General features: G+C 71.9%; 21 protein-coding genes and 1 riboswitch. Of the genes, 7 read left to right on the forward strand and 14 right to left on the reverse strand.

All coding sequences use genetic code 11. The annotated features are described in order from the left end of the window. Positions 1-20 precede the first annotated feature (20 nt). Positions 21-1,265: a cytochrome P450 gene (locus ABZ893_RS20010; protein WP_361405197.1), complete on the reverse strand. Its 1,245-nt coding sequence runs from the start codon at positions 1,263-1,265 to the stop codon at positions 21-23. A gap of 219 nt (positions 1,266-1,484) precedes the next feature. On the opposite strand from ABZ893_RS20010, the gene ABZ893_RS20015 reads away from it, so the two are divergent. Beyond that, positions 1,485-2,654: a steroid 3-ketoacyl-CoA thiolase gene (locus ABZ893_RS20015; RefSeq protein ID WP_361405200.1), complete on the forward strand. Its 1,170-nt coding sequence runs from the start codon at positions 1,485-1,487 to the stop codon at positions 2,652-2,654. A 68-nt stretch (positions 2,655-2,722) separates the two neighbouring features. Here the strand turns inward: ABZ893_RS20015 and ABZ893_RS20020 are convergent, their stop codons facing one another. From ABZ893_RS20020 to ABZ893_RS20055, 8 genes are all read right to left on the reverse strand, one after another. Further along, entirely contained in the window at positions 2,723-3,559 is an 837-nt protein-coding gene (locus ABZ893_RS20020) for an ECF transporter S component (RefSeq protein WP_361405203.1), read from the reverse strand. Then, entirely contained in the window at positions 3,556-5,346 is a 1,791-nt protein-coding gene (locus ABZ893_RS20025; protein ID WP_361405206.1) for an ATP-binding cassette domain-containing protein, read from the reverse strand. The genes ABZ893_RS20020 and ABZ893_RS20025 overlap by 4 nt, the downstream gene beginning before the upstream one ends. Further along, on the reverse strand, positions 5,343-6,506 hold the full coding sequence (locus tag ABZ893_RS20030; RefSeq protein WP_361405209.1) for a CbiQ family ECF transporter T component: 1,164 nt from the start codon (positions 6,504-6,506) through the stop codon (positions 5,343-5,345). Before ABZ893_RS20030 ends, ABZ893_RS20025 begins: the two co-directional genes overlap by 4 nt. A 4-nt stretch (positions 6,507-6,510) precedes the next feature. Continuing rightward, positions 6,511-7,203, reverse strand: a complete 693-nt coding sequence (locus tag ABZ893_RS20035; RefSeq protein ID WP_361405212.1) for an SCO2322 family protein — start codon at positions 7,201-7,203, stop codon at positions 6,511-6,513. Continuing rightward, positions 7,200-8,399 carry a prenyltransferase/squalene oxidase repeat-containing protein gene (locus ABZ893_RS20040; RefSeq protein WP_361405215.1) on the reverse strand — a complete coding sequence of 400 codons (1,200 nt, stop codon included), beginning with the start codon at positions 8,397-8,399 and terminating at the stop codon, positions 7,200-7,202. Before ABZ893_RS20040 ends, ABZ893_RS20035 begins: the two co-directional genes overlap by 4 nt. Positions 8,400-8,515: 116 nt before the next feature. Next, positions 8,516-8,635, reverse strand: a riboswitch (cobalamin riboswitch). A gap of 130 nt (positions 8,636-8,765) precedes the next feature. Continuing rightward, entirely contained in the window at positions 8,766-9,971 is a 1,206-nt protein-coding gene (locus ABZ893_RS20045; protein WP_361405218.1) for an SPFH domain-containing protein, read from the reverse strand. Between the two features lie 12 nt (positions 9,972-9,983). Then, positions 9,984-10,247 (reverse strand): hypothetical protein, encoded by a 264-nt coding sequence (locus ABZ893_RS20050; protein ID WP_361405221.1) that lies wholly within the window; start codon positions 10,245-10,247, stop codon positions 9,984-9,986. A 102-nt stretch (positions 10,248-10,349) separates the two neighbouring features. Further along, positions 10,350-11,399: an MBL fold metallo-hydrolase gene (locus ABZ893_RS20055; RefSeq protein ID WP_361405224.1), complete on the reverse strand. Its 1,050-nt coding sequence runs from the start codon at positions 11,397-11,399 to the stop codon at positions 10,350-10,352. A gap of 179 nt (positions 11,400-11,578) precedes the next feature. Here ABZ893_RS20055 and ABZ893_RS20060 point away from each other — a divergent pair, with 179 nt between their 5' ends. Both ABZ893_RS20060 and ABZ893_RS20065 read left to right on the forward strand, forming a co-directional pair. Then, the gene (locus ABZ893_RS20060) at positions 11,579-13,036 is read left to right on the forward strand and encodes an aldehyde dehydrogenase (protein WP_361405227.1); all 1,458 of its coding nucleotides are present in this window, start codon (positions 11,579-11,581) and stop codon (positions 13,034-13,036) included. Continuing rightward, the gene (locus ABZ893_RS20065; protein ID WP_361405230.1) at positions 13,036-13,269 is read left to right on the forward strand and encodes a ferredoxin; all 234 of its coding nucleotides are present in this window, start codon (positions 13,036-13,038) and stop codon (positions 13,267-13,269) included. Before ABZ893_RS20060 ends, ABZ893_RS20065 begins: the two co-directional genes overlap by 1 nt. Positions 13,270-13,353: 84 nt before the next feature. Here ABZ893_RS20065 and ABZ893_RS20070 read toward each other — a convergent pair whose 3' ends face one another. Beyond that, the gene (locus ABZ893_RS20070) at positions 13,354-13,974 is read right to left on the reverse strand and encodes a TetR family transcriptional regulator (protein WP_361405233.1); all 621 of its coding nucleotides are present in this window, start codon (positions 13,972-13,974) and stop codon (positions 13,354-13,356) included. A gap of 248 nt (positions 13,975-14,222) precedes the next feature. Here ABZ893_RS20070 and ABZ893_RS20075 point away from each other — a divergent pair, with 248 nt between their 5' ends. From ABZ893_RS20075 to ABZ893_RS20090, 4 genes are all read left to right on the forward strand, one after another. Then, entirely contained in the window at positions 14,223-15,617 is a 1,395-nt protein-coding gene (locus tag ABZ893_RS20075) for a glycosyltransferase family 4 protein (protein ID WP_361405236.1), read from the forward strand. Continuing rightward, positions 15,611-16,342 carry a class I SAM-dependent methyltransferase gene (locus ABZ893_RS20080; RefSeq protein WP_361405239.1) on the forward strand — a complete coding sequence of 244 codons (732 nt, stop codon included), beginning with the start codon at positions 15,611-15,613 and terminating at the stop codon, positions 16,340-16,342. Before ABZ893_RS20075 ends, ABZ893_RS20080 begins: the two co-directional genes overlap by 7 nt. Then, positions 16,339-17,409 carry a prenyltransferase gene (locus ABZ893_RS20085; RefSeq protein ID WP_361405242.1) on the forward strand — a complete coding sequence of 357 codons (1,071 nt, stop codon included), beginning with the start codon at positions 16,339-16,341 and terminating at the stop codon, positions 17,407-17,409. The genes ABZ893_RS20080 and ABZ893_RS20085 overlap by 4 nt, the downstream gene beginning before the upstream one ends. A 181-nt stretch (positions 17,410-17,590) precedes the next feature. Next, on the forward strand, positions 17,591-18,142 hold the full coding sequence (locus ABZ893_RS20090) for a hypothetical protein (RefSeq protein WP_361405780.1): 552 nt from the start codon (positions 17,591-17,593) through the stop codon (positions 18,140-18,142). 23 nt (positions 18,143-18,165) lie between these two features. Here ABZ893_RS20090 and ABZ893_RS20095 read toward each other — a convergent pair whose 3' ends face one another. From ABZ893_RS20095 to ABZ893_RS20110, 4 genes are all read right to left on the reverse strand, one after another. After that, positions 18,166-19,176: an LLM class F420-dependent oxidoreductase gene (locus ABZ893_RS20095; RefSeq protein ID WP_361405245.1), complete on the reverse strand. Its 1,011-nt coding sequence runs from the start codon at positions 19,174-19,176 to the stop codon at positions 18,166-18,168. 112 nt (positions 19,177-19,288) lie between these two features. Then, entirely contained in the window at positions 19,289-20,152 is an 864-nt protein-coding gene (locus ABZ893_RS20100; RefSeq protein WP_361405247.1) for a hypothetical protein, read from the reverse strand. Between the two features lie 147 nt (positions 20,153-20,299). Further along, positions 20,300-21,325 (reverse strand): N-acetylmuramoyl-L-alanine amidase, encoded by a 1,026-nt coding sequence (locus ABZ893_RS20105; RefSeq protein WP_361405250.1) that lies wholly within the window; start codon positions 21,323-21,325, stop codon positions 20,300-20,302. Positions 21,326-21,347: 22 nt separating this feature from the next. After that, positions 21,348-22,013 (reverse strand): class I SAM-dependent methyltransferase, encoded by a 666-nt coding sequence (locus tag ABZ893_RS20110; protein WP_361405253.1) that lies wholly within the window; start codon positions 22,011-22,013, stop codon positions 21,348-21,350. Positions 22,014-22,294 lie beyond the last annotated feature (281 nt).

The raw sequence follows: 22,294 nt of genomic DNA on the forward strand, positions 1-22,294 counted from the left end.
GCGGGATCGGTGCCCCTGCGTCAGCGGGTGCTGACCTGGAGCTCCTTGACGCCGTTGAGCCAGGCCGAGCGCAGCCGGCGCGGGTCGCCGGTCAGCCGCAGGTCGGGCATCGCGTCGGCCACCGCGTTGAAGATCAGGTTGATCTCCAGGACGGCCAGCGACTTGCCGAGGCAGAAGTGCGGGCCGCCGCCGCCGAAGCCGAGGTGCGGGTTCGGGTCACGGGTGATGTCGAAGACGTCCGGGCGGTCGAACACGTCGGGGTCGTGGTTGGCCGACGAGTAGAAGATGCCGACCCGGTCGCCCTTCTTGATCTGCGCGCCGCCCAGCTCCACGTCCTGGGTCGCGGTGCGCTGGAAGGAGACCACGGGGGTCGCCCAGCGGACGATCTCCTCGGCGGTCGTCTCCGGGCGCTCCCGCTTGAACAGCTCCCACTGGTCGGGGTGGGTCAGGAAGGCGTGCATCCCGTGGGTGATGGCGTTGCGCGTCGTCTCGTTGCCGGCCACGGCGAGCAGGATCACGAAGAAGCCGAACTCGTCCGAGGACAGGTTGCCCTGGTCCTCCGCGGCCACCAGCTGGCTGACGATGTCCTTGGCCGGGCACTCCTTGCGCGCGGCGGCCAGGTTCATCGCGTAGCTGACGATCTCCATCGCCGCCTCGGCGCCGACCTCCTCGGTGATCGCGTACTCCGGATCGTCGTACGCGGCCATCTTGTTGGACCAGTCGAAGATCTTGGTGCGGTCCTCCTGCGGTACGCCGATCAGCTCGGCGATGGCTTGGAGGGGGAGTTCGACGGCGACGTTCGTGACGAAGTCGAAGGAGCCGTCGGACTTCGCGCCCGCCAGGGCCGTCTCGACGATGGAGCGGGCCCGGTCGCGCAGGGCGTCCTCCAGCGAGCGGATCGAGCGGGGCGTGAAGCCGCGCTGGACGATCTGGCGGACCCGGGTGTGCTCCGGCGGGTCCATGTTCAGCATGATCAGCTTCTGGACGTCGATCTGCTCGCGGCTGATCGACTCGTTGAAACGGATGATCGCGGTGTTCAGGTTCGACGAGAAGAGCTCGGGGTGCGTCGAGACGTACTTGACGTCCGCATGTCGCGTCACGGCCCAGTAACCCGCATCCCCGAAGCCGGAGATGTTCTCCGGCTGGGTGATCCAGGTGACCGGTTCCGACTGCCTCAGCTGGGCGAACTCGGGGAAGGGCACGCGGTCTTCGAGCAGGTCGGGGTCGGTGAAGTCGAACCCTTCGGGCAGCGCGGGGCACGGCATGGGCAACTCCCGGTGATGGTCTGACAGGGCGTCAGCTCGTCGGCACGGTAGTAACGGGTTCTACAAGGCGCAATACCCGCGGTAAGCCCGATTGCACGCGCGTTACGTGCACGACCCTTGCGTACTGGGAGTAGCAGCGTCGAGACTGCACGCAGAACTGGTACGCGTTCTAGTTCTGACGTCTTCTGGACGGTCCGAGATGTGTGGAGAGGACGAGCAATGGCCGCGGAACCCGTCATCGTCGAAGCTGTACGTACCCCCATAGGCAGGCGCGGAGGCGCACTCGCCAATCTTCATCCCGCGTATCTCCTCGGCGAGACATACCGCGAACTCCTCGGCAGGACCGGCATTCACGCCGACTGCGTCGAGCAGATCGTGGGCGGCACGGTCACGCACGCGGGCGAACAGTCCATGAACCCGGCACGCACGGCCTGGCTCACCATGGGCCTCCCGTACGAGACCGCCGCGACGACCGTCGACTGCCAGTGCGGCTCCTCGCAGCAGGCCTCGCACATGACCGCCAACATGATCGCCGCCGGCGTCATCGACATCGGCATCAGCTGCGGTGTCGAGGCGATGTCGCGCGTGCCGCTCGGCTCCGGCTCCAAGCACGGGCCGGGCAAGCCGTTCCCCGACGAGTGGAACGTCGACCTGCCCAACCAGTTCGAGGCCGCCGAGCGCATCGCGCGCAAGCGCGGACTGACCCGCGAGAACGTCGACTCGCTCGGGCTCATCTCGCAGGAGCGGGCCGCTGCCGCCTGGGCCGAGGAGCGCTTCAAGCGCGAGACGTTCGCCGTGCAGGTGCCCACGACCGAGGAGGAGCAGGCCGCGGGGCAGGGCATGTGGCGGCTCGTCGACCGCGACGAGGGCCTGCGCGACACGACCATGGAGGGGCTCGCCGGGCTCAAGACGGTCCTGCCGGACGCCATCCACACCGCGGGCAACTCCTCGCAGATCTCCGACGGCGCCGCCGCGATCATGTGGGCGTCCAAGCGGATGGCGCGTGCCCTCAAGCTCAAGCCGCGCGCCCGGATCGTCGCCCAGGCGCTCGTCGGCGCCGACCCGCACTACCACCTGGACGGGCCGGTCGACGCGACCCGCGCGGTCCTCGGCAAGGCCGGCATGTCCCTCAAGGACATCGACATCGTCGAGATCAACGAGGCGTTCGCGTCCGTCGTGCTCAGCTGGGCGCAGGTCTTCGAGCAGGACCTGGAGAAGGTCAACGTGAACGGCGGTGCCATCGCCCTCGGCCACCCCGTCGGCTCGACCGGGGCCCGGCTCATCACCACGGCCCTGCACGAACTGGAGCGCCGGGACAAGGAGTTCGCCCTGATCACGATGTGCGCGGGCGGCGCGGTGGCGACGGGCACGATCATCCAGCGGCTGTAATCCGGCGGCGGATACGACGGAAGCGGCGCCCTCCCACGGGGGGAGGGCGCCGCTTCCGTCGTACGTACCTATGGCTTGGTGTCCCCGAAGGTGACGGGCACCTCGAACGCGGCGCGGCGCGTGGCCCGCCGCAGCGCCCGCAGCAGCGCGGGGCCGACGGTGAGGGTCAGGACGACGGTGATGACCGCGCGTCCCAGGTCCCAGCCCAGCGACGTGGCCATGCAGTAGGCGAGGAAGCGGACCAGGTTCTCGTGCAGCGGGGCGCCCGGCTGGAACGCGACGCTCGACGACAGCGAGTTCAGGAACGGCCAGCCGGACAGATTCATGACCGTGCCGTACGCGAACGCGGCGAAGAACCCGTACGCGGCCAGCATCAGCACCTCGGCGCGGCCGCGCAGCCGGTCCGGGCCCGGCAGCAGGCCCGCGCCCATCGTGAACCAGCCCATCGCCAGCATCTGGAACGGCATCCACGGGCCGACCCCGCCGGTGAGCAGAGCGGACGCGAACATGGTCACCGAGCCGAGGACGAAGCCGAACCCCGGCCCGAGCACCCGCCCGCTCAGCACCATCAGGAAGAACATCGGCTCGATGCCCGCGGTGCCCGCCCCGATCGGCCGCAGCGCGGCGCCCGTCGCGGCCAGCACGCCCAGCATCGCGACCGCCTTCGGCCCGACCCCACCGTCCGACACGGCCGCCGCGACCACACCGACAAGCAGCACGAGCAACCCGGCGAACAGCCAGGGCGCGTCCTGCGCGTGAGCACTGATCTGCGACGACGGCCCGGCAAGCAGCGGCCACCCGAAGGCGGCGACGCCTATGGCGCCGACGAGGAGCAGGGCGATCACGGAGCGGGGGCCGAGCCGGATGGCGCGCGCTTGGGGGTGCGGCTGGGGGTGCGCGGTCATGCGTCGTCCTCCGTCGCGGAGGGGCCGGTCGCGATGTCTGGCGTGGCGGTGGCTTCTGCCTGGGGCTCTTCTGTAGCGGTGGCTTGCGTCCCGGCGGCCTCCGTTGCGGCGGGCGCAGGCTCCTCCGTCGCGGCCAGCGCTTCGCGGATCTGGGTCACCGTCAGCCACTTGCCGGGGGCCAGGATTTTCGCGACCTGGGGTGAGAACGCGGGGGAGGCCACGACCACTTCCGGAGTGGGGCCGTCCGCGACTATCTCGCCGTCGGCCAGGACCGCCACGCGGTGTGACAGTTCGGCGGCCAGTTCCACGTCGTGCGTGGCCAGGACCACGGCGTGGCCCTCCGACGCGAGCCCGCGCAACACCGTGACCAGGCGGGCCTTCGCCGCGTAGTCCAGGCCTCGGGTCGGCTCGTCGAGCAGGAGCAGCGGCGGGCGCGCCGTCAGCACGATCGCCAGCGCGAGCGTGAGGCGCTGGCCCTCCGAGAGGTCACGGGGGTGGGTGCCGTCCGCGATGCCCGGCAGGAGTTGGGAGACCAGCGCCCGGCAGGTGCCCGGATCGGCGCCCGCGTCCTGGTCCGCGGCCGCGCACTCGGCGGCGACCGTGTCCGCGTACAGCAGGTCGCGTGGTTCCTGCGGGACGAGGCCGACGCGGCGGATCAGGTCGCGTGGGCCCGTGCGGTGCGGGACCGCGCCGCCGACCAGGGCCGTGCCGGACGACGGGCGGACCAGACCCACGAGGGTGGACAGCAGGGTCGACTTCCCGGCGCCGTTGCGGCCCATCAGGGCGACGATCTCGCCGGGCGCGACCGACAGGTCCACGCGGCGTAGCGCTTCGACTCGGCCCCGGCGCACCGCGAGCCCGCTGACCTCGGCGACGGAAGTCTCCACGCTCTCGGTCTTACGGGCGCGGCGCAGAAGCGACTTGCGCGGCGCGGGGGAGGGGGCGGGGGTCTCCGGCTCGCGGGGTTCGTGCCCGGCCAGGCGCTCCCGTAGCTCCCCCGACCGCCGCCGCGCGTCCCGCACCGTCAGTGGCAGCGGTGACCAGCCCGCGAGCCGGCCCAGGTCCACCACCGGCGGGAACACCGGGGACACGGCCATGATCTCGGCGGGGGCGCCGAGTCGGAGACGTTCGCCGGGGCCGGGCAGGAGCGCGACCTGGTCCGCGTACTGAACGACGCGTTCAAGCCGGTGCTCGGCCATGAGGACCGTCGTGCCGAGGTCGTGGACGAGGCGCTGGATCACCGCGAGGACTTCCTCGGCGGCGGCGGGGTCGAGCGCGGACGTCGGTTCGTCGAGAACCAGGACGCGCGGGTGCGGGGTGAGGACGGAGCCGATCGCGACGCGCTGCTGCTGCCCGCCGGAGAGCGTCGAGATGGGCCGGTCGCGAAGCTCCGCGAGGCCCAGCAGGTCGAGGGTCTCCTCGACGCGCCGCCGCATCACGGCGGGCGCGAGCCCCAGCGACTCCATGCCGTACGCGAGCTCGTCCTCGACCGTGTCGGTGACGAAGTGGGACAGCGGGTCCTGCCCCACCGTGCCCACCACGTCGGCGAGTTCACGCGGCTTGTGCGTACGGGTGTCCCGGCCGGCCACCGTGACCCGGCCGCTGAGCGTGCCCCCGGTGAAGTGCGGAACGAGCCCGCTCACCGCGCCGAGCAGCGTCGACTTGCCGACCCCCGAAGGGCCGACGAGGAGCACCAACTCGCCCTCGGGCACGTCGAGTTCGACACGGCTGACAGTCGGTGTCGCGGAACCGTCGTACGTCACCGAGACGTCCTCGAACCGGATCATGAGGCCTCCTTCGAGGGCGTTTCGGCGAGCGGCGGCGCGGGCGCCACGAACGCGGGCAGCAGCCCGAGCAGCACCCCGGCCGCCGGCCACAGCGGCAGCGCGGGCGCGGCCAGCGGCACGACACCCGGCGCGAGGGCTCCGGGATCGTAGGAACCGGTCCGGATCATGACGGCGGCGACGGCCGCCCCCGACGCGGCGACGAGCCACGCCCGCACACCCCACGAGTCGGGCCGGTACCGGGTGCGGAGCGAGCGGCGCCCGCCGAGCCAGAGCCCGCCGAGCGCGGCCGCGACCCCGGCGAGCAGCACCGGCATCCCGTACCGCCCGTCCGCGGTGAGCAGCCCGTACGTGCCGGCGCAGACCCCGACGAGCCCGCCGAGCGTCAGGACGGCGGTCGCGCGCCGCACGGCGGGGGACACCTCGACCGTACGGCCGTACCCCCGCGCGTCCATCGCGGCGGCCAGCGCGACCGACCGCTCCAACGCGCCTTCCAGGACCGGGAGTCCGACCTGCACCAGGCCGCGCAGACCGCGGTCGGGCCGGCCCCTCAGCCGACGGGCGGCGCGCATCCTTCGCACATCGGCGATCAGGTTCGGCGCGAACGTCATCGCGACGACGACCGCGACCCCGACCTCGTACAGCGCGCCCGGCAGCGACTTGAGCAGCCGGGCCGGGCTCGCGAGCGCGTTCGCCGCGCCCACGCAGATCAGCAGCGCTGCCAGCTTCAGCCCGTCGTACAGCGCGAACACCAGGCCCTCGACGGTGACCTGGCCCCCGATCCGCACGCCCTGCGCCCACGCGGGCAGCGGCACCTCGGGCAGCGTCACGAGGACGTGCGTGCCCGGGATCGGCGACCCGAGCACCACCGCGAACACCAGCCGGATCACGATCACCGTGAGCCCCAGCTTCACGAACGCCCCGTACGACCGCGCCCACGGCGCCGACGTGCGCCGCACCGCCACCACATACCCGGCCACTCCGACGAGCAGCGCGAGCAGCAGCGGATTCGTCGTCCGGGACGCCGCCGTGCCGAGCCCGAGCGCCCAGAGCCACCACGCGCCGGGATGCAGCGCGTTCGAGCGGTGGGCGCGGGGCGCCGCCAGGGGCAGGGGACGTACGGAAAGCCCCGCGCCCTCGGTCTCCGATCCGGTGCCGCTCATCGGGTCAGCCGCGCCGGCGGCGGGCCTGCCACACGGCGGCCGCGCCGAGCACGACGACGGCGCCACCGCCGGCGATCAGACCGACGGCGGGACCACCGCCGCCCGACTCCGCGACGGTCGCACGCGGCTTCTCGGCCTTCACCGAACCCGTGTCCGCGCCCTTGCCCGCGCCCTTGTCCTTGGACGTGGACACCTGCTCACCGCACCCCGTCTTCGGGTAGCCGGAGATCGCGCACAGCAGGGCCTGGTTGTCGTAGCGCAGCGGTTTCGCGACGGCGGCGAGCGCGTCCGCGGTGGTCGCGTCGTCCGCGACCCGCGCGCACGCGGTACGCGGCTCCGGCGGCGTCTCACCGGACGGCGCGTCCTGCGCGACACCGGGGTCGATGACGAGCGCGACGCGCTTCTCGCCGGCCCGCGCCGGGGTGTCCGCGCAGATCGACGCGAACTTCGCCGTCCCGCGCGGCTTCGCCGCACTCTGCGAGTCCTCGCTCACCGAGAACCGGAACCCCTCGACATCACCGTCCGAGGGACGCGCGGTCGACGGCCCCTGGGTCGCGTAGACCCACTTGTCCCCGTCGCGGTCCCAGAAGGACCAGTAGCGGTAACCGGTTGCCTGGGCCTGGCCCGCGCCGGCCAGGAGCGCGAGCAGCGCTCCCAGGGCGAGGGCCAGGACGGGCAGGCGTCGGCGGCTGCTCACAGCTGCTGCTTCTTGCGGCCGCTGAACAGGAAGCCGATGCCGATACCGGCGACGGCCGCGACGGCGACGATGTACCAGACGCTCAGGCCGCCGCTCCTCTTCTCGTCCTTCTTCGCGGCCTGGGCGTCGGCCTTCGTGACCGGCGCGGGACCGGTCGCGTTCAGGGCCTTCACCAGGTCGGTGCCGCCGAAGTCACGCGGGTCGGCGCCGGCCGCGTGGGAGGCGAGGATCAGCTGGGCGTAGGCGGCCGGGCCGCTCTGCTCGGCCCACTTCGCGGAGTTCTTCTCCAGCCAGGTCAGGGCGCCGGCGGCCTCGTCGTGGTGGCCGGCGGCGGCGAGCGCGGTGACCGCGTCGGCCGTGTTGCCGTAGTCCGGCTGGGCCTCGGCGCCCGGCATCGCGGACATGAGGTGGTGGTCCTTGGCCAGCTCGCCGGTCAGGTAGGCGGCGCCGTTCTCGGCCGCCTGAGCGGCGTCCGGCGTACCGGCCTTGCAGGTCGGGGCACCGGCCGACTTCCCGGCGACCGGCGCCAGGCCCTTGCCGAGACCGCCGAGCACACCGGCCGCCGTGGCGTCCGCGTTGGCCGCGAGCTTGCCCTTCTTGTCGGGCTGGTACGCGAACGCGCCGCTGTCCTTGTCGCCCTTGGTGCAGGGGATCGACAGCTTCACGAGCGCGGCCTGCGCGTCCGTGACCTTCTCGCCGGCGGCGGTGAGCGCGCCGATCACGACGGACGTGGAGTTGGCGTCGGCCGCCCCGCCCGGCATGTAGCCCCAGCCGCCGCCCTTGGCCTCGACGGACTTCAGCCACTTCACGGCCTTGCCTATTTCGGCGTCGTGGCCGCCGAGCGCGGCGAGGGCCTGCACGGCGACGGCCGTGCTGTTGGAGTCGAGGGGCGTCTTGGCGTCGCAGGCCTTGCCGGCGTCGGAGCGGAACGCGGCGAAACCGCCGTTCGCGCACTGCTGCCCGGTCAGCCAGTCGACAGCCTTCGACGCGGGCTTCACGCCCATCGTGTCCTGCGCGAGCAGCGCGAGCGACTGCCGCCAGACACCGTCGTACGTCGGGTCGGAGGTGCCGTAGAGGCCGGACGGGACGACGACCTTGGGGGAGGGCGAGGCGCTGTCCGCGACCGCGGCGGGCGCACAGGCGGCGCCGATCACGACGGTCGCGCCGACGAGCGCGGCGGTGCGGCGAATGTTCATGGTGGGGCGGGTGCCTCTCCCTGCGGGGAGCCGGGCGGCACGGCACACACGGGTACCGGGCGGCTCCGGCTCCGTATGCCTCGACGGTGCCGGCCACCGGCGAGCGCCGATGACACGAGCCGGTCACGCACCGCACGAGGCATTCCGGCTCACCACGAGCGTGGTTCACGGTTGCGGGTCAGCGCCGGATTCGCACCGGCTTCCCCCCGCGCGGGCATGAGGACGACCCGCACACTGTACCGGCACGTATTCCGGCCACTCAGGGGTGCCTCAGGGGTGCCCGAAGGGGGCGGGGCAACCTGTGCCCCGCCCCCTTCGGGACGATCTTCCGGAGGACAGCCGAGACGATCCTCCGGACGGAATCCGCTACCGGATGTCCACCGGCCCGTCGTCACCCGACCGCTTCGTACCGTTCCCGCCGCCGTCGACCGGGCTCGACGCCCCGCCCAGGTAGCGCTGGATCTCGCCGCCCGGCTGCCTCGTCTCGCCGTCGGGCGCGCCGAGGTTGCGGCGGACCGAGTCGAGGATGGTCAGGCCCTGGCCGACGAGCCCGGCCGCGATCTCGCCGAGGCCGTCCGCGCCGTTGAGGACGTTGACGTTGGCGCCCGCGAGACCGCTCGCCGCCTCCTTCACGATCTGCGGCAGCTGGTCGATCAGCATCCGGTCGAGCGCGACCCGGTCGTACGACGCCGCCGCCTCGGCCTGGATCTTCATCCGCTCGGCCTCGGCGATCGCCATCACGCGGATCCGCTCGGCGTCGGCCTCGGCGGGCTTCACGACCTCGGCGACCAGCTGCTGCTGGCGCAGCTCGGCCGCGCGCTCGGCCAGTTCGGTCTGCGCCGTGAGCACTTCCTGCTCGGCGTGCGCCTGCGCGAGCGGACCGGCCTGGGCGGCCGCCGCCTGGGCGCGGTCGATCTCGGCCTTGTACTGGGCCTGGACGACGGCGGTCTGCCGGGCGTACTCGGCCTGGTTGCGCTGGGCCTCCTGCTCGGCCTGGGAAGCGGCCTGGGTGGCCTGCGCCTGGGCGATCTGGGCCTGCCGCTGGATCGCGGCCTTGTGCGGGGCCGACATCGCGTCGATGTAGCCGGTCGCGCCGTCGTCGATGGACTGGATCTGGAGCGAGTCCACGATCAGGCCGATCTTCGCCATCTCGGCCTTCGAGGTGTCGAGCACCTCGGCGGCCAGCTTCTGGCGCTCGGTGACGATCTCCTCGACCGTCATCGAGCCGATGATGGAGCGCAGGTGACCGGCGAAGATCCGCCCGGTGAGGACCGACATCTGGTCCTGGTCGGAGAGGAACCGCTGCCCGGCGTTGACGATGCTCTCCACGTCGTTGCCGACCTTGAAGGCGATGACGGCGCGCACGGTCAGGGAGATGCCCTGCCGGGTCACGCACTTCTCGACGACCTCGGCCTCCGACATGGCCAGGGAGAGGAAGCGGGTCTTGCGGAAGACAGGCAGGACGAACTTCCCGTGCCCGGTCACCACCCGGAACGGCGCTCCCCCAAGTCCCCGCCTGCCACCCGAGATCAGCATTGCCTGATCGGGTGAGGGGACGCGATATCCGAACATCCTTCAGTCTCCTTAGCGGGAGCCGCCGATGCCGCCGGAGCCGTGATCGGGCTCGTCCAGTGACGGATCGGACCAGGGCATGACGACGACCTGGCGGGTGCCGCGCGACTCGATCACCAGAACGGTCGTCCCGCGTCGCAGGGGCTCGTCGGACCAAGCGAAGAACGTCTCGCTGCCGCCCCTGACCCTCACCAGTACCTCGCCCGGTCCCTCCGGTCCTCGCGTGCCGATGATCAGCTTCCCCGTGCAGCCGACCACGGCCTCGTCCGGCGCCATCGGTGGCCGCCCCCTTGTTGTTCCGGTTCTGAGGTGACTGACATTACGCCGGTTGGGACCTGCGGACTATGCGCAGGGCGGCCGCTCGGGTGCGGGGGTGCGTCAGACCGCCACATACGTCATCGGATCGCTCCCGTCCACGGCCTCCACGTGGCCCAGCTTCACCAGCCGGCGCAGATGGGACTCGGCCTCCGAGACGGCGATGGTGCGCGACCCGTAGGGGATCTGTTCCCAGGGCCGGTTCCACTCCATCCGCTCGGCGAGCTGCCACGGGGTGAGCGGGGCGGCGAGCAGCGTGCGCAGGCCCGCGAGGCGCTCCTCGTGGTGGTCGAGCAGTTCCCGTACGCGGGCGGGGGCGTCGGTGAAGGTGTGCTGGTGGGCGGGGAGCACCTCGGCGGGGGCCAGGCGGCCGATGAGTTCGAGGGAGGCCAGGTAGTCGCCGAGAGGATCGGTGACGGTGGCGTCGTCCGGGTCCTCGTAGAGGCCGATGTGCGGGGTGATGCCGGGGAGCAGGTGGTCGCCGGAGAAGAGGCGGCCGTTGCCCTTGAGGCCGGCGGGGTGCTCCTCGTCCAGGTGCAGGCAGACGTGGCCCGGGGTGTGGCCGGGGGTCCAGATCGCGCGGAGCCGGCGGCCCGGCAGGTCGAGCAGGTCGCCGGGGGTGATGGTGCGGTCGGGCAGCGCCGGGTCGAGACCGGGCATGTTGCGGGTGCGGCCGTTGTCGCGGGCCGCGATCAGCGGGGCGATGTGCTCCTCGGGGGCGCCCGCGCCGATGAGCTTGGTGACCATGTAGCCGTACCAGCGCGACGGCGGGTTCTGGCGGGTGCGGCGCACGACGGCCGCGTCCGCCTCGTGCATGGCGATCCAGGCGCCGGACGCCTCGCGCACCTTGGCGGACAGGCCGTGGTGGTCGGGGTGGTGGTGCGTGACGAGTACGCCGGTCAGCTCGCCGACGGACGTGCCGCACGCGGCGAGGCCCGCGGTGAGGGTGTCCCACGACGTCGGGTCGTCCCAGCCGGTGTCGACGAGGACGGGGCCCGCGTCGGTGGCCACGAGGTGGACGAGGGTGTAGCCGAGGGGGTTGTCCGGGATCGGGACCTGGATGCTCCAGACCCCTCCGCCGTGGTCCTTCACCTGGCCGGTCGCCTCAGTCATGGGTCCCCACTTCTCGCGTGCACCGCCGAACACTGTCTTTGAAACTTGTTGCAAGTATCTACCTGATCAACCGTCAGATCCAGAGCCGGCGAACGCGGCGCGACCCTTCCGGATGCGAACTAGAACTGGTATCAGTTCTGAAACGGCGTCAGGTAACGGCCGCAGGAGGCAAGTCAGCCATGACCGAGCTCGTGGAACACGGACAGCTTTTCATCGGCGGGGAGTTGACCGATCCCCTCGGTACGGACGTCATCGAGGTGATCTCCCCGCACACCGGCGAGGTCTTCGGCCGCGTACCGCACGCGGCGCCCGCCGACGTGGACCGGGCCGTCGCCGCCGCCCGCCGGGCCTTCGACGAGGGACCCTGGCCGAGGGCCACCCTCGAAGAACGCATCGCGGTCGTCACGCGCATCAAGGACGCGATCGCCGTACGGCACGAGGAGATCGCCCGCACCATCTCCAGCGAGAACGGCTCCCCGTACTCGTGGAGCGTCCTCGCGCAGGCCCTCGGCGCGATGATGGTCTGGGACTCCGCGATCAACGTCGCGAAGAACTTCACGTACGAGGAGACCCGCGACGGCGCGCTCGGCAAGATACTCGTACGCCGCGAACCGGTCGGCGTCGTCGCGGCCGTAGTCCCGTGGAACGTCCCGCAGTTCGTCGCCGCGGCCAAGCTCGCGCCCGCGCTGCTCGCCGGGTGCACGGTCGTCCTCAAGCCCTCGCCGGAGGCGCCGCTCGACGCGTACCTCCTCGGCGAGATCGCGAAGGAGGCGGGGCTGCCGGAGGGCGTCCTGTCGATCCTGCCCGCCGACCGCGAGACCAGCGAGTACCTGGTCGGGCACCCCGGTATCGACAAGGTCTCCTTCACCGGGTCCGTCGCCGCCGGCAAGCGCGTCATGGAGGTCGCCTCGCGCAACCTCACCCACGTCACCCTCGAACTCGGCGGCAAGTCCGCCGCCGTCGTCCTGCCGGACGCCGACATCGAGACGACCGTCCCCGGCCTCGTCCAGTCCGCCTGGATGAACAACGGCCAGGCCTGCGTCGCCCAGACCCGCATCCTCCTGCCCCGCTCGCGCTACGACGAGTTCGCGGGCGCCCTCACGGAGGCGGCGGCCGCGCTCGTCGTCGGCGACCCGCTCGACCCGGCCACCCAGGTCGGCCCGCTCGTCGCGCAGCGCCAGCAGCAGCGGTCCCTCGACTACATCCGCATCGGCCAGGAGGAGGGCGCCAAGGTCCTCACCGGCGGCGGCCGCCCGGCGGGCCTCGACCACGGCTGGTACGTCGAACCCACCCTCTTCGGCGACGTCGACAACTCCATGCGCATCGCCCGCGAGGAGATCTTCGGCCCCGTCATCTGCCTGCTCCCGTACGGCGACGAGACCGAGGCGGTGAAGATTGCCAACGACTCGGACTACGGCCTCAGCGGCAGCGTCTGGACGGCCGACGTCGCGCACGGCATCGACATCGCGCGCCAGGTGCGCACCGGTACGTACAGCGTGAACACCTTCAGCCTCGACATGCTGGGACCCTTCGGCGGCTACAAGAACTCCGGTCTCGGCCGGGAGTTCGGGCCCGAGGGGTACAGCGCGTACCTGGAGCACAAGATGATCCACCTGCCGGCCGGCTGGGAGGCGTGATGGGGGACCGCTGGCACGTCGAGGTCGACCGGAGCGTCTGCATCGGCTCCGGGATGTGCGTGAACCACGCCCCGGGCGGCTTCCGCCTGGACTCAGCCCGCCAGTCCCACCCGGCGGACCCGGAGACCGACGCCAACGAGAAGGTGCTCACCGCGGCCGAGGGCTGCCCGGTGGAGGCGATCACGATCACGCTGTCCGACAGCGGCGAGGTCGTGTTCCCGCCGGAGGACTAGCCCCCTGAAGACGGGAGCCGGGCCACCTCGGGGGGCCCGGCTCCTCCTCCTGCCTGTACTGACTCCTGCTGCCTGTCCTGCGCGCTACTTGCCGGGGCCGGGCTCCGTGAGGTCGATCAGCCGGCACACCGTCTCGATGTCTATCTTCACCTGGGCGATCGAGGCGCGTCCCGACAGCCAGGTGATGAGGGCCGAGTGCCAGGTGTGCTCGATGACGCGGACCGCGGAGAGCTGCTGCGGGGTCGGGGAGTCGAGGCCCATCGCGTCCAGGATGATCGCCGTCGTCTGCCGGGAGACCTGGTCGACCTCGGGGCTCACGCTGCGGTCGGCGAACGTCAGGGCGCGCACCATCGCGTCGGCGAGGTGCGGCTCGCGCTGGAGCGCGCGGAAGGCTCGCATCAGGGTCTCCGCGACCCGCTCCGACGGGAGGCCCGAGGCGGGCGGGCGCTTACGGACCGTCGTGTGCATGTGCTGGAGCTGGTCCTGCATGGTCGCCACCAGCAGATGGACCTTGGACGGGAAGTAGCGGTACAGCGTGCCGAGGGCGACCTGCGAGGACTCGGCGACCTCGCGCATCTGCACGGCGTCGAACCCGCCGCGGCTGGCCAGCTGGGCGCTCGCGTGCAGGATGCGGCGGCGGCGCGCCTCCTGGCGCTCGGTGAGGGGCGCGGACGCCGGATGTGCTGTCTTCGCTTCCGCTGTCATGGGTCCCGTTCCGTGGCTGTCAGCCGTGTGTCCGGTTTTCTTCCAGGGAGCTCATCATGGCAGGGCCTGTGGGCCTGTCGCAGGCCTCCGTCGTGGCGCGAATCACCTGATCCAGGCGTCACAAGGAAGCTACCTGCCGGTAGATTCTGTGCTCCTCGAACGATCACAGAGTCATCAACTCTGAAACTTGTTCTAGATTACCGCCCACGCGTACTCTCGCGTGAAGTGTTGCGAGAAGGGGGCCATGAGTGACCGCCGAGGCCATGGAAGCGGGTCCCCGAGCGGGGTCGCGCACCGACGGTGACCGTCCGTTGCGCATCGCTCTCCTCACGTACAAGGGGAACCCGTTCTGCGGCGGGCAGGGCGTCTACGTACGCCACTTGTCCCGCGAGCTCGCCCGGCTCGGCCACCAGGTCGAGGTCATAGGCTCCCAGCCCTACCCCGTCCTCGACGAGGGCGAGGACCTCGCGGGCCTGAGCCTCACCGAGCTCCCCAGCCTCGACCTCTACCGCAGCCCGGACCCGTTCCGGACCCCCAAGCGCGACGAGTACCGCGACTGGGTCGACGCGCTCGAGGTCGGCACCATGTGGACCGGCGGCTTCCCCGAACCCCTCACGTTCTCGCTGCGCGCCCGCCGCCATCTGCGCGCCCGGCGCGGCGAGTTCGACGTCGTGCACGACAACCAGACCCTGGGCTACGGCCTGTTGGGCGGCCCGTCGGCGCTCGGCGCGCCCCTCGTCACCACGATCCACCACCCCATCACCGTCGACCGGCAGCTGGAGATCGACGCCGCCGAGACGTGGCAGCAGCGGATGTCCAAGCGCCGCTGGTACGCCTTCACGAGGATGCAGAAGCGGGTCGCCCGCCGCCTGCCGTCCGTCCTCACCGTCTCCGGGACCTCGCGCCAGGAGATCGTCGACCACCTCGGCGTACGGGACGACCGGATCCGCGTCGTGCACATCGGCGCCGACACCGACCTCTTCTCGCCGGACCCGTCGGTCGCCGAGGTGCCGGGCCGCATCGTGACGACGTCCAGCGCCGACGTCCCCCTCAAGGGACTCGTCTTCCTCGTCGAGGCGCTCGCCAAGCTCCGCACCGAGAACCCGGCCGCCCACCTCGTCGTCGTCGGCAAGCGCGCCGAGGACGGGCCCGTCGCCGCCGCCATCGAGCGGTACGGCCTCGAAGGCGCCGTGACCTTCGTCAAGGGCATCACGGACGCCGAACTCGTCGACCTGGTGCGCTCCGCCGAAGTCGCCTGCGTGCCCTCCCTGTACGAGGGCTTCTCGCTCCCCGCGGCCGAGGCCATGGCCACCGGCACCCCGCTCGTCGCCACCACCGGCGGCGCGATCCCCGAGGTCGCAGGGCCCGACGGGGAGACCTGCCTCGCCGTGCCCACCGGCGACGCGGGCGCCCTCGCCGCCGCGCTCGGCCGGCTCCTCGACGACCCCGAGCTGCGGGCGCGCCTCGGCGCCGCCGGCCGCGACCGGGTCCTGCGCAACTTCACCTGGGCCCGCGCCGCGCTCGGCACCGCCGAGCTCTACCGCGAGTCCATCGCCCGCTCGGCCGGCCTGGCCGTCGCAGGCCCCGCCGCCACCACCCACGAACGTGCCGGATCCGACCGCGAAAGCAGGGCCACGTGCTGACCGTCGACTTCACCCGCTTCCCGCTCGCCGCAGGCGACCGCGTCCTCGACCTTGGCTGCGGAGCCGGTCGGCACGCGTTCGAGTGCTACCGGCGCGGGGCCCAGGTGGTCGCCCTCGACCAGAACGCCGAGGAGATCCGCGAGGTCGCCAAGTGGTTCGCCGCCATGAAGGAGGCGGGCGAGGCCCCGGCGGGCGCCACGGCCACCGCCATGGAGGGCGACGCCCTCAACCTCCCCTTCCCGGACGAGTCGTTCGACGTCGTGATCATCTCCGAGGTCATGGAGCACATCCCCGACGACAAGGGGGTGCTCGCCGAGATGGTCCGCGTCCTCAAGCCCGGCGGCCGCATCGCGATCACCGTCCCGCGCTACGGCCCCGAGAAGGTCTGCTGGGCGCTCAGCGACGAGTACCACGAGGTCGAGGGCGGTCACATCCGCATCTACAAGGCCGACGAACTCCTCGGCAAGATCCGCCAGGCCGGCCTCAAGCCGTACGGCACCCATCACGCCCACGCGCTGCACGCGCCGTACTGGTGGCTGAAGTGCGCGTTCGGTGTCGACAACGACAAGGCGCTGCCCGTGCGGGCGTACCACAAGCTCCTGGTCTGGGACATCATGAAGAAGCCGGCGCTCACCCGGGTCGCCGAGCAGCTCCTCAACCCGGTCGTGGGCAAGAGCTTCGTCGCGTACGCCACCAAGCCGCACCTGCCCAAGGCCGAGGCGTGACGAGCCCGGAGAAGACCGAACACCTCGTCCTGCCCGGCGTGCTGACGGCCGGGCAGGCCGCCGTGACGGTCCGCGGCATCCTCGCCGTGCAGCGCGAGGACGGCGCCATACCGTGGTTCCGCGGGCATCACCTCGACCCGTGGGACCACACCGAGGCCGCGATGGCCCTCGACGTCGCCGGCGAGCACGCCGCCGCCGAGCGCGCCTACACCTGGCTCGCCCGCCACCAGAACGACGACGGCTCCTGGTACGCGGCGTACGCCGACGGGGACGCCGCCGACGTCACCGACCGCGGCCGCGAGTCCAACTTCGTCGCCTACATAGCCGTCGGTGTCTGGCACCACTACCTCTCCACCGGCGACGACGCCTTCCTCGACCGCATGTGGCCCACCGTGTTCGCGGCCATGGAGTGGGTCCTGCGCCTCCAGCAGCCCGGCGGGGAGATCGGCTGGAAGCGCGAGCCGGACGGCACGCCGGTCAACGACGCGCTCCTCACCGGGAGTTCGTCCATTCACCACGCGCTGCGCTGCGCACTCGCCATCGCCGAACAGCGCGAAGAGCCGCAGCCGGACTGGGAGTTGGCCGTCGGCAGCCTGCGGCACGCCATCCGGCGGCACCCCGAGCGGTTCCTCGACAAGGACCGCTACTCGATGGACTGGTACTACCCCGTCCTCGGCGGCGCCCTCACCGGCAACGAGGCCGAGAAGCGCATCGAGTCCCTCTGGAACGACTTCGTGGTCCCCGGCCTCGGCGTGCGCTGCGTCGTCCCCAACCCGTGGGTCACCGGCGGTGAGAGCGCCGAACTCGCCCTCGCGCTATGGGCAGTTGGCGAGTCCGACCGGGCGCTGGAGATTCTCAAGTCGATCCAGCATCTGCGTGACCCGGAGTCGGGGCTGTACTGGACGGGGTACGTCTTCGACGACAAGACGATCTGGCCCGAGGAGCTGACGGCGTGGACGGCGGGGTCGGTTCTGCTCGCCGTCGCCGCGCTGGGCGGGGACGAGGCGACCTGCACGGTGTTCGGGGGGCGCCTGCCCGCGGGGTTCGAACCGGACTGCTGCGGCTGAGTTTCTTTTCTGCGGGTCGGTTGTGGCTGGTCGCGCAGTTCCCCGCGCCACTTTCGGGGCGCGTCCGGCGGGGGCGCGCCACTCGTCCGGGCTCGCCCGGGTGGCGCAGCGCTGGGGGCCGGGGGACGTTGGCAGGGATCAGCAGTGCCGTTCCCTGGAGGTCGTCTTGACCTGTTCCGTCATGCCCGTACGCCGCACCTTCGTGGCCCTCACCGTCAGCTCCGCGCTCCTCCTCGGCGGGACCGCGTGCAGCGGAGGCGACAAGGAAGCGGTGACCGCGGCGGCCGTCGCGAAGCCGAGCGCCACCAGCTCCGCCGAACACCAGAAACTCGCCAAGACCCGCTTCGTCGCCAACGCGGGGCTCGCGGCCGGCGCGACCTACCAGTGGATCGTCAAGCCGCTGCGCGCGGGCAAGTTCAAGAAGGGCGCGGGCGGGCGCAAACTCTCCCTCGTCAAGGCGGGCGTCGCGGGCGCGTTCACGTACAACAGGCTCAAGGCGGCCGTGAAGAACGCCGAGGGTGACCCGAAGCTCTCCAAGGCCCTCGCGCCGCTCGCGGCGGGCATCGACTCGCTCAAGAGCCTGCCGTCCAAGCTGCGCAGCGGCGAGGGCACGGACGCCGTCGCGAACGACTTCGGCAAGGTCATCAACTCGGTGAAGGACGCGGGCAAGAGCGCCGGCGCCGAGGTGAAGGACAAGGTTCCGTCGGCCAAGGAACTGGCCTCGGGTTCGTAGCGCTCCCAACCAGGCTTCTAGGCCTACGAGTTGAGTTCGGCGAGCACCCTCAGCGTGTGGGGGTCCGGGGCCAGGACCAGGAGGTCGGTGACCGGGCCCTTGCGCCAGAGTTCCAGGCGTTCGGCGATGCGCTCGCGCGGGCCCACCAGGGAGATCTCGTCGGCGAACGCGTCCGGGACGGCCATGACGGCCTCCTCGCGGCGCCCCGCGAGGAACAGTTCCTGGATGTGGCGGGCCTCGTCCTCGTACCCCATGCGCGCCATCAGGTCCGCGTGGAAGTTGCGCTTGGCGTGGCCCATGCCGCCGATGTAGAAGCCCAGCATCGCCTTCACCGGCAGCAGCCCCTCGGCGACGTCGTCGCAGACCGTGACGCGGGCCATCGGCGCGATCGTGAAGCCCTCGGGCAGGTCCGTGAGGGAGGCCTCGTACGCGTCCGTGCGCGTCGGGGACCAGTACAGCGGTAGCCAGCCGTCCGCGATACGGGTCGTCTGCGCGATGTTCTTCGGCCCCTCGGCCCCGAGCAGGATCGGCAGATCGGCCCGCAGGGGGTGCGTGATCGGCTTGAGCGGCTTGCCGAGACCGGTGCCGTCGTCGCCGCGGTACGGGTGCGAGTGGAAGCGGCCGTCGACCTCAACGGGCCCTTCCCGCCTGAGTACTTGACGTATCGCGTCGACGTACTCGCGGGTGGCCGTCAGCGGGGACCTCGGGAACGGGCGCCCGTACCAGCCCTCCACCACCTGCGGCCCCGACAGGCCGAGCCCCAGCATCATGCGTCCGCCGGACAGATGGTCGAGCGTCAGCGCGTGCATCGCCGTCGTCGTGGGGGAGCGGGCGGCCATCTGCGCGATCGCCGTGCCGAGCCGGATGCGGGACGTGTGCGCCGCGATCCAGGTGAGCGGCGTGAACGCGTCGCTGCCCCAGGACTCGGCCGTCCACACCGAGTCGTACCCCAACCGCTCGGCCTCCTGGGCGAGTTCGAGATGGCGCGGATCGGGCCCGCGCCCCCAGTAGCCGAGCGCGAGTCCGAGCTGCATACCCCACCCCAATCTGACGATCCGTCAGTTCACGTGTAGGGCCCGACTGTACGACAACGGCCCCTCACCCGGAAGACGAGTGAGGGGCCGCTGTACGTGGGGTGCGCGGAGGTCAACCGCGCTGGATCCCGGTCGTGTCCTGAAGGACGCCGCGACGGCCGTCCTGGGTCTGGGCCACCAGGCCCGGACCCCGCTGCTCAACCGCCAGGTACCACGTTCCGGGCGCCAGTTCGGCGATCGGCGTCGGGGAGCCGTCCTCCGCGTACAGCGGACGCGGAACCGGCACGGCGAACCAGAACGGGGAGAAGTCCGCGGCCGGAGCCTGCGCGGCGGCCTGCGGGGCGGGCGCCTGCTGCGCGCCGGCACCGTAAGGCTGACCGGGCTGACCCTGCGGGCCGGGCTGGCCGGGCTGCGCGCCGTACGGCTGCGGCTGGCCGGGCTGCTGCTGGGCGCCCGGGTAGCCGTAGCCACCGGCCGGCTGGGCACCGTACGGCTGCGGGGCCTGCGGGCGCGGGGCGCCGACGAGGGCGGCCTTCAGGGCGGGTACGAGAGGCGTGGCGACGGCGGCACCCGCGAGCACGAGGGTCGCGATGAAGCCGAGGATGACGCCCGCACCGGCGCCGAAGGCGTCCGAGTTCGTGGCGCCGCCGTTGTTGAAGCCGCCCGCCGGGTCGAAGATGTTCCCGAGCGCGCTCCACGCCGAGAACACGGCGAGGGCGACACCGAACTGGCCGAGGTCGAGACCGGCGACCTTCGGCACGCTGGGCAGCCCCCGGGCGACGACGATCATTGCCGCGGCGAAGATCCCCGCGAGGAAGACGCTCATCAGGAGCGGAGCGCTCTCCCAGGCGTTCGGGAGGCTGGCGCTGCTGGAGACCCCGTCGATCGAGTAGATGTCGAGGAACGAGGCGATGAACAGCAACACCGCTGCTCCGATCACCACGCCGTCACCTCGAGTGAGGGAGCGGATATTCACTTCAGGTCCTTCGTAGTCGTCCGGTCGTCGGCGGAGGCGTCGCTGTCGCTGCTGTGGCGTGCGAAGCGCGGGGGTGGCCCCACATCGTAGGGAGACACTATCGTCCGCGCGCGGAGGGTGTCTGCCGTGATCCGGTACCCAGCCCCGCTACTGCCGGAGGAAACTCACGATTCCGTCGGAGATGCCCTGCGCCGCCTTCTGGCGCCACGCGCCGCTCGTCAGGAGGGCGGCGTCCTTGGGGTCACGCATGTTGCCGCACTCGATGAACACCTTCGGCACGGTCGACAGGTTGAGGCCGCCCAGGTCCTTGCGTACGTCGAGGCCGGTGCCGCCGCCGATGTAGTTCGAGGGGGCCGAGCCGGTGTCGCGCAGGAAGTTGCCCGCGACGCGTTCGCCGAGGTCGCGCGAGGGGCCCATGATCGCCGTCGTGTCCGCGGCGCCCGCCTTCACGGATGCGGGAAGGATCACATGGAAACCGCGGTTCCCGACCGCCGAACCGTCCGCGTGCACGGAGATCACGGCGTCCGCGTGCGCCTTGTTGCCGATCTGGGCGCGCTCGTCGACGCACGGGCCCCAGGCGCGGTCACCGTTCTGCGTCAACTCGACGGTGGCGCCCTGCTGTTGGAGCAGGGTGCGCAGGCGGCGCGAGACGTCGAGGCTGAAGTCGGCCTCGGTGTAACCGCCGTTCGTCGACGTGCCGGTCGTGTCGCATTCCTTGCGGTTCGTCCCGATGTCGACGAGCTTGTTGATCTCGGCCGTGTGCCGGAAGTTGTTCGGATTGTGGCCCGGGTCGATGACGACGACCTTGCCCTTGAGGGGGCCGGACGCGGCGGGCTTGGATGCGGAGGTGGGCGCGGAGGCGGACGCCGGGGGCGCGGATGTGGCCGAGGTCGCGCCCGGCGACCCCTTGCCCTTCTTCCCGTCGTCGCCGGACTTCGACGGCGACGGGGTGTCCTGCGGCGCCGTCGACGAATGGCTCGCCGCGGGCAGCGTTCTCGCGGGCTCGCCGTCGCCCGGTCCGCCCGCCACCTGCCAGATCACCCACCCGGCGAGCGCCGTCGGCACGAGGGCGGCGAGCGTCACGGCCAAGGGACCGCCCCTGAACCGGCGCCGCCGAGGGCCCTCGCCGTCGTCGTCGAAGAAACCGTCGCTGTCCGGACCTACGTATGACACGTCTGCGAGCCTAACGCCGAGGTCAGATCCCCGGGCCCGTTCGCCGCAGGACGCGCAGCGAGTCGGTGGCCGAGACCTCCGTGAACGCGCCGGACTCCAGCGCCCTGAGGTAGACGCGGTACGGGGCCTGGCCCGTCCACTCGTCGTGCTTGACCGGGAACACGTCGTGGATGAGGAGCAGGCCGCCGTCGGCGACGTGCGGGGCCCAGCCCTCGTAGTCGGCGGTCGCGTGCTCGTCGGTGTGACCGCCGTCGATGAACACGAGACCGAGCGGGCCGCCCCATGCGGCCGCGATCTGCGGGGAGCGGCCGACCAGCGCGATGACGTGGTCCTCCAGGCCGGCGGCGTGCAGGGTGCGGCGGAAGGTGGGGAGCGTGTCCATGATGCCGAGGGCCGGGTCGACGGTCTCCGGGTCGTGGAAGTCCCAGCCGGGCTGCTGTTCTTCGCTGCCGCGGTGGTGGTCGACGGTGAGGGCGCTCACGCCTGCGCGGCGGGCGGCGTCGGCGAGGAGGATCGTGGAGCGGCCGCAGTAGGTGCCGACTTCGAGGAGGGGCAGGCCGAGGGTGGCGGCGTCGGTGGCCGCCGCGTAGAGGGCGAGGCCTTCGCCGAGGGGCATGAAGCCCTTGGCCGCCTCGAAGGCGGCGAGGATGTCCGGGGCCGGGGTGTGTGCGGCGGCGGTCGTGGTCATGACGACATGCTGCCCTACGCCTGGCGGCGGGGCGCGGCTGGGTTGCGGCTGGGGCTGGGGGGTGACGCTTGCCCCGCGTGGGGGTGCCGCCTTGCCCACCCTGCCGCCCTTGGCGGCAGATTGCCCAAGGCTGGGGTGGAGGGGGAGGGGCGGGGCGGGGCGTGGCTGGGGCCGGGGGTGACGCTCGCCCCGCGTGGGGGTGCCGCCTTGCCCACCCTGCCGCCCCTGGCGGCAGATTGCCCAAGGCTTGGTGGGGTGGGGTGGGGTGGGGTGGGAGCGGC

It is taken from the genome of Streptomyces sp. NPDC046821, assembly GCF_040645335.1.
GTDB lineage: Bacteria > Actinomycetota > Actinomycetes > Streptomycetales > Streptomycetaceae > Streptomyces.

Bases quoted from the DNA above. Each gene is read 5' to 3' on its own strand.
- ABZ893_RS20110 (WP_361405253.1), bottom strand. From the start codon at position 22,013: ATGACCACGACCGCCGCCGCACACACCCCGGCCCCGGACATCCTCGCC.
- ABZ893_RS20040 (WP_361405215.1), bottom strand. From the start codon at position 8,399: ATGAACATTCGCCGCACCGCCGCGCTCGTCGGCGCGACCGTCGTGATC.
- ABZ893_RS20070 (WP_361405233.1), bottom strand. From the start codon at position 13,974: ATGACAGCGGAAGCGAAGACAGCACATCCGGCGTCCGCGCCCCTCACC.
- ABZ893_RS20020 (WP_361405203.1), bottom strand. From the start codon at position 3,559: ATGACCGCGCACCCCCAGCCGCACCCCCAAGCGCGCGCCATCCGGCTC.
- ABZ893_RS20090 (WP_361405780.1), top strand. From the start codon at position 17,591: ATGCCCGTACGCCGCACCTTCGTGGCCCTCACCGTCAGCTCCGCGCTC.
- ABZ893_RS20055 (WP_361405224.1), bottom strand. From the start codon at position 11,399: ATGACTGAGGCGACCGGCCAGGTGAAGGACCACGGCGGAGGGGTCTGG.
- ABZ893_RS20050 (WP_361405221.1), bottom strand. From the start codon at position 10,247: ATGGCGCCGGACGAGGCCGTGGTCGGCTGCACGGGGAAGCTGATCATC.
- ABZ893_RS20030 (WP_361405209.1), bottom strand. From the start codon at position 6,506: ATGAGCGGCACCGGATCGGAGACCGAGGGCGCGGGGCTTTCCGTACGT.
- ABZ893_RS20010 (WP_361405197.1), bottom strand. From the start codon at position 1,265: ATGCCGTGCCCCGCGCTGCCCGAAGGGTTCGACTTCACCGACCCCGAC.
- ABZ893_RS20060 (WP_361405227.1), top strand. From the start codon at position 11,579: ATGACCGAGCTCGTGGAACACGGACAGCTTTTCATCGGCGGGGAGTTG.
- ABZ893_RS20065 (WP_361405230.1), top strand. From the start codon at position 13,036: ATGGGGGACCGCTGGCACGTCGAGGTCGACCGGAGCGTCTGCATCGGC.
- ABZ893_RS20095 (WP_361405245.1), bottom strand. From the start codon at position 19,176: ATGCAGCTCGGACTCGCGCTCGGCTACTGGGGGCGCGGGCCCGATCCG.
- ABZ893_RS20015 (WP_361405200.1), top strand. From the start codon at position 1,485: ATGGCCGCGGAACCCGTCATCGTCGAAGCTGTACGTACCCCCATAGGC.
- ABZ893_RS20025 (WP_361405206.1), bottom strand. From the start codon at position 5,346: ATGATCCGGTTCGAGGACGTCTCGGTGACGTACGACGGTTCCGCGACA.
- ABZ893_RS20045 (WP_361405218.1), bottom strand. From the start codon at position 9,971: ATGTTCGGATATCGCGTCCCCTCACCCGATCAGGCAATGCTGATCTCG.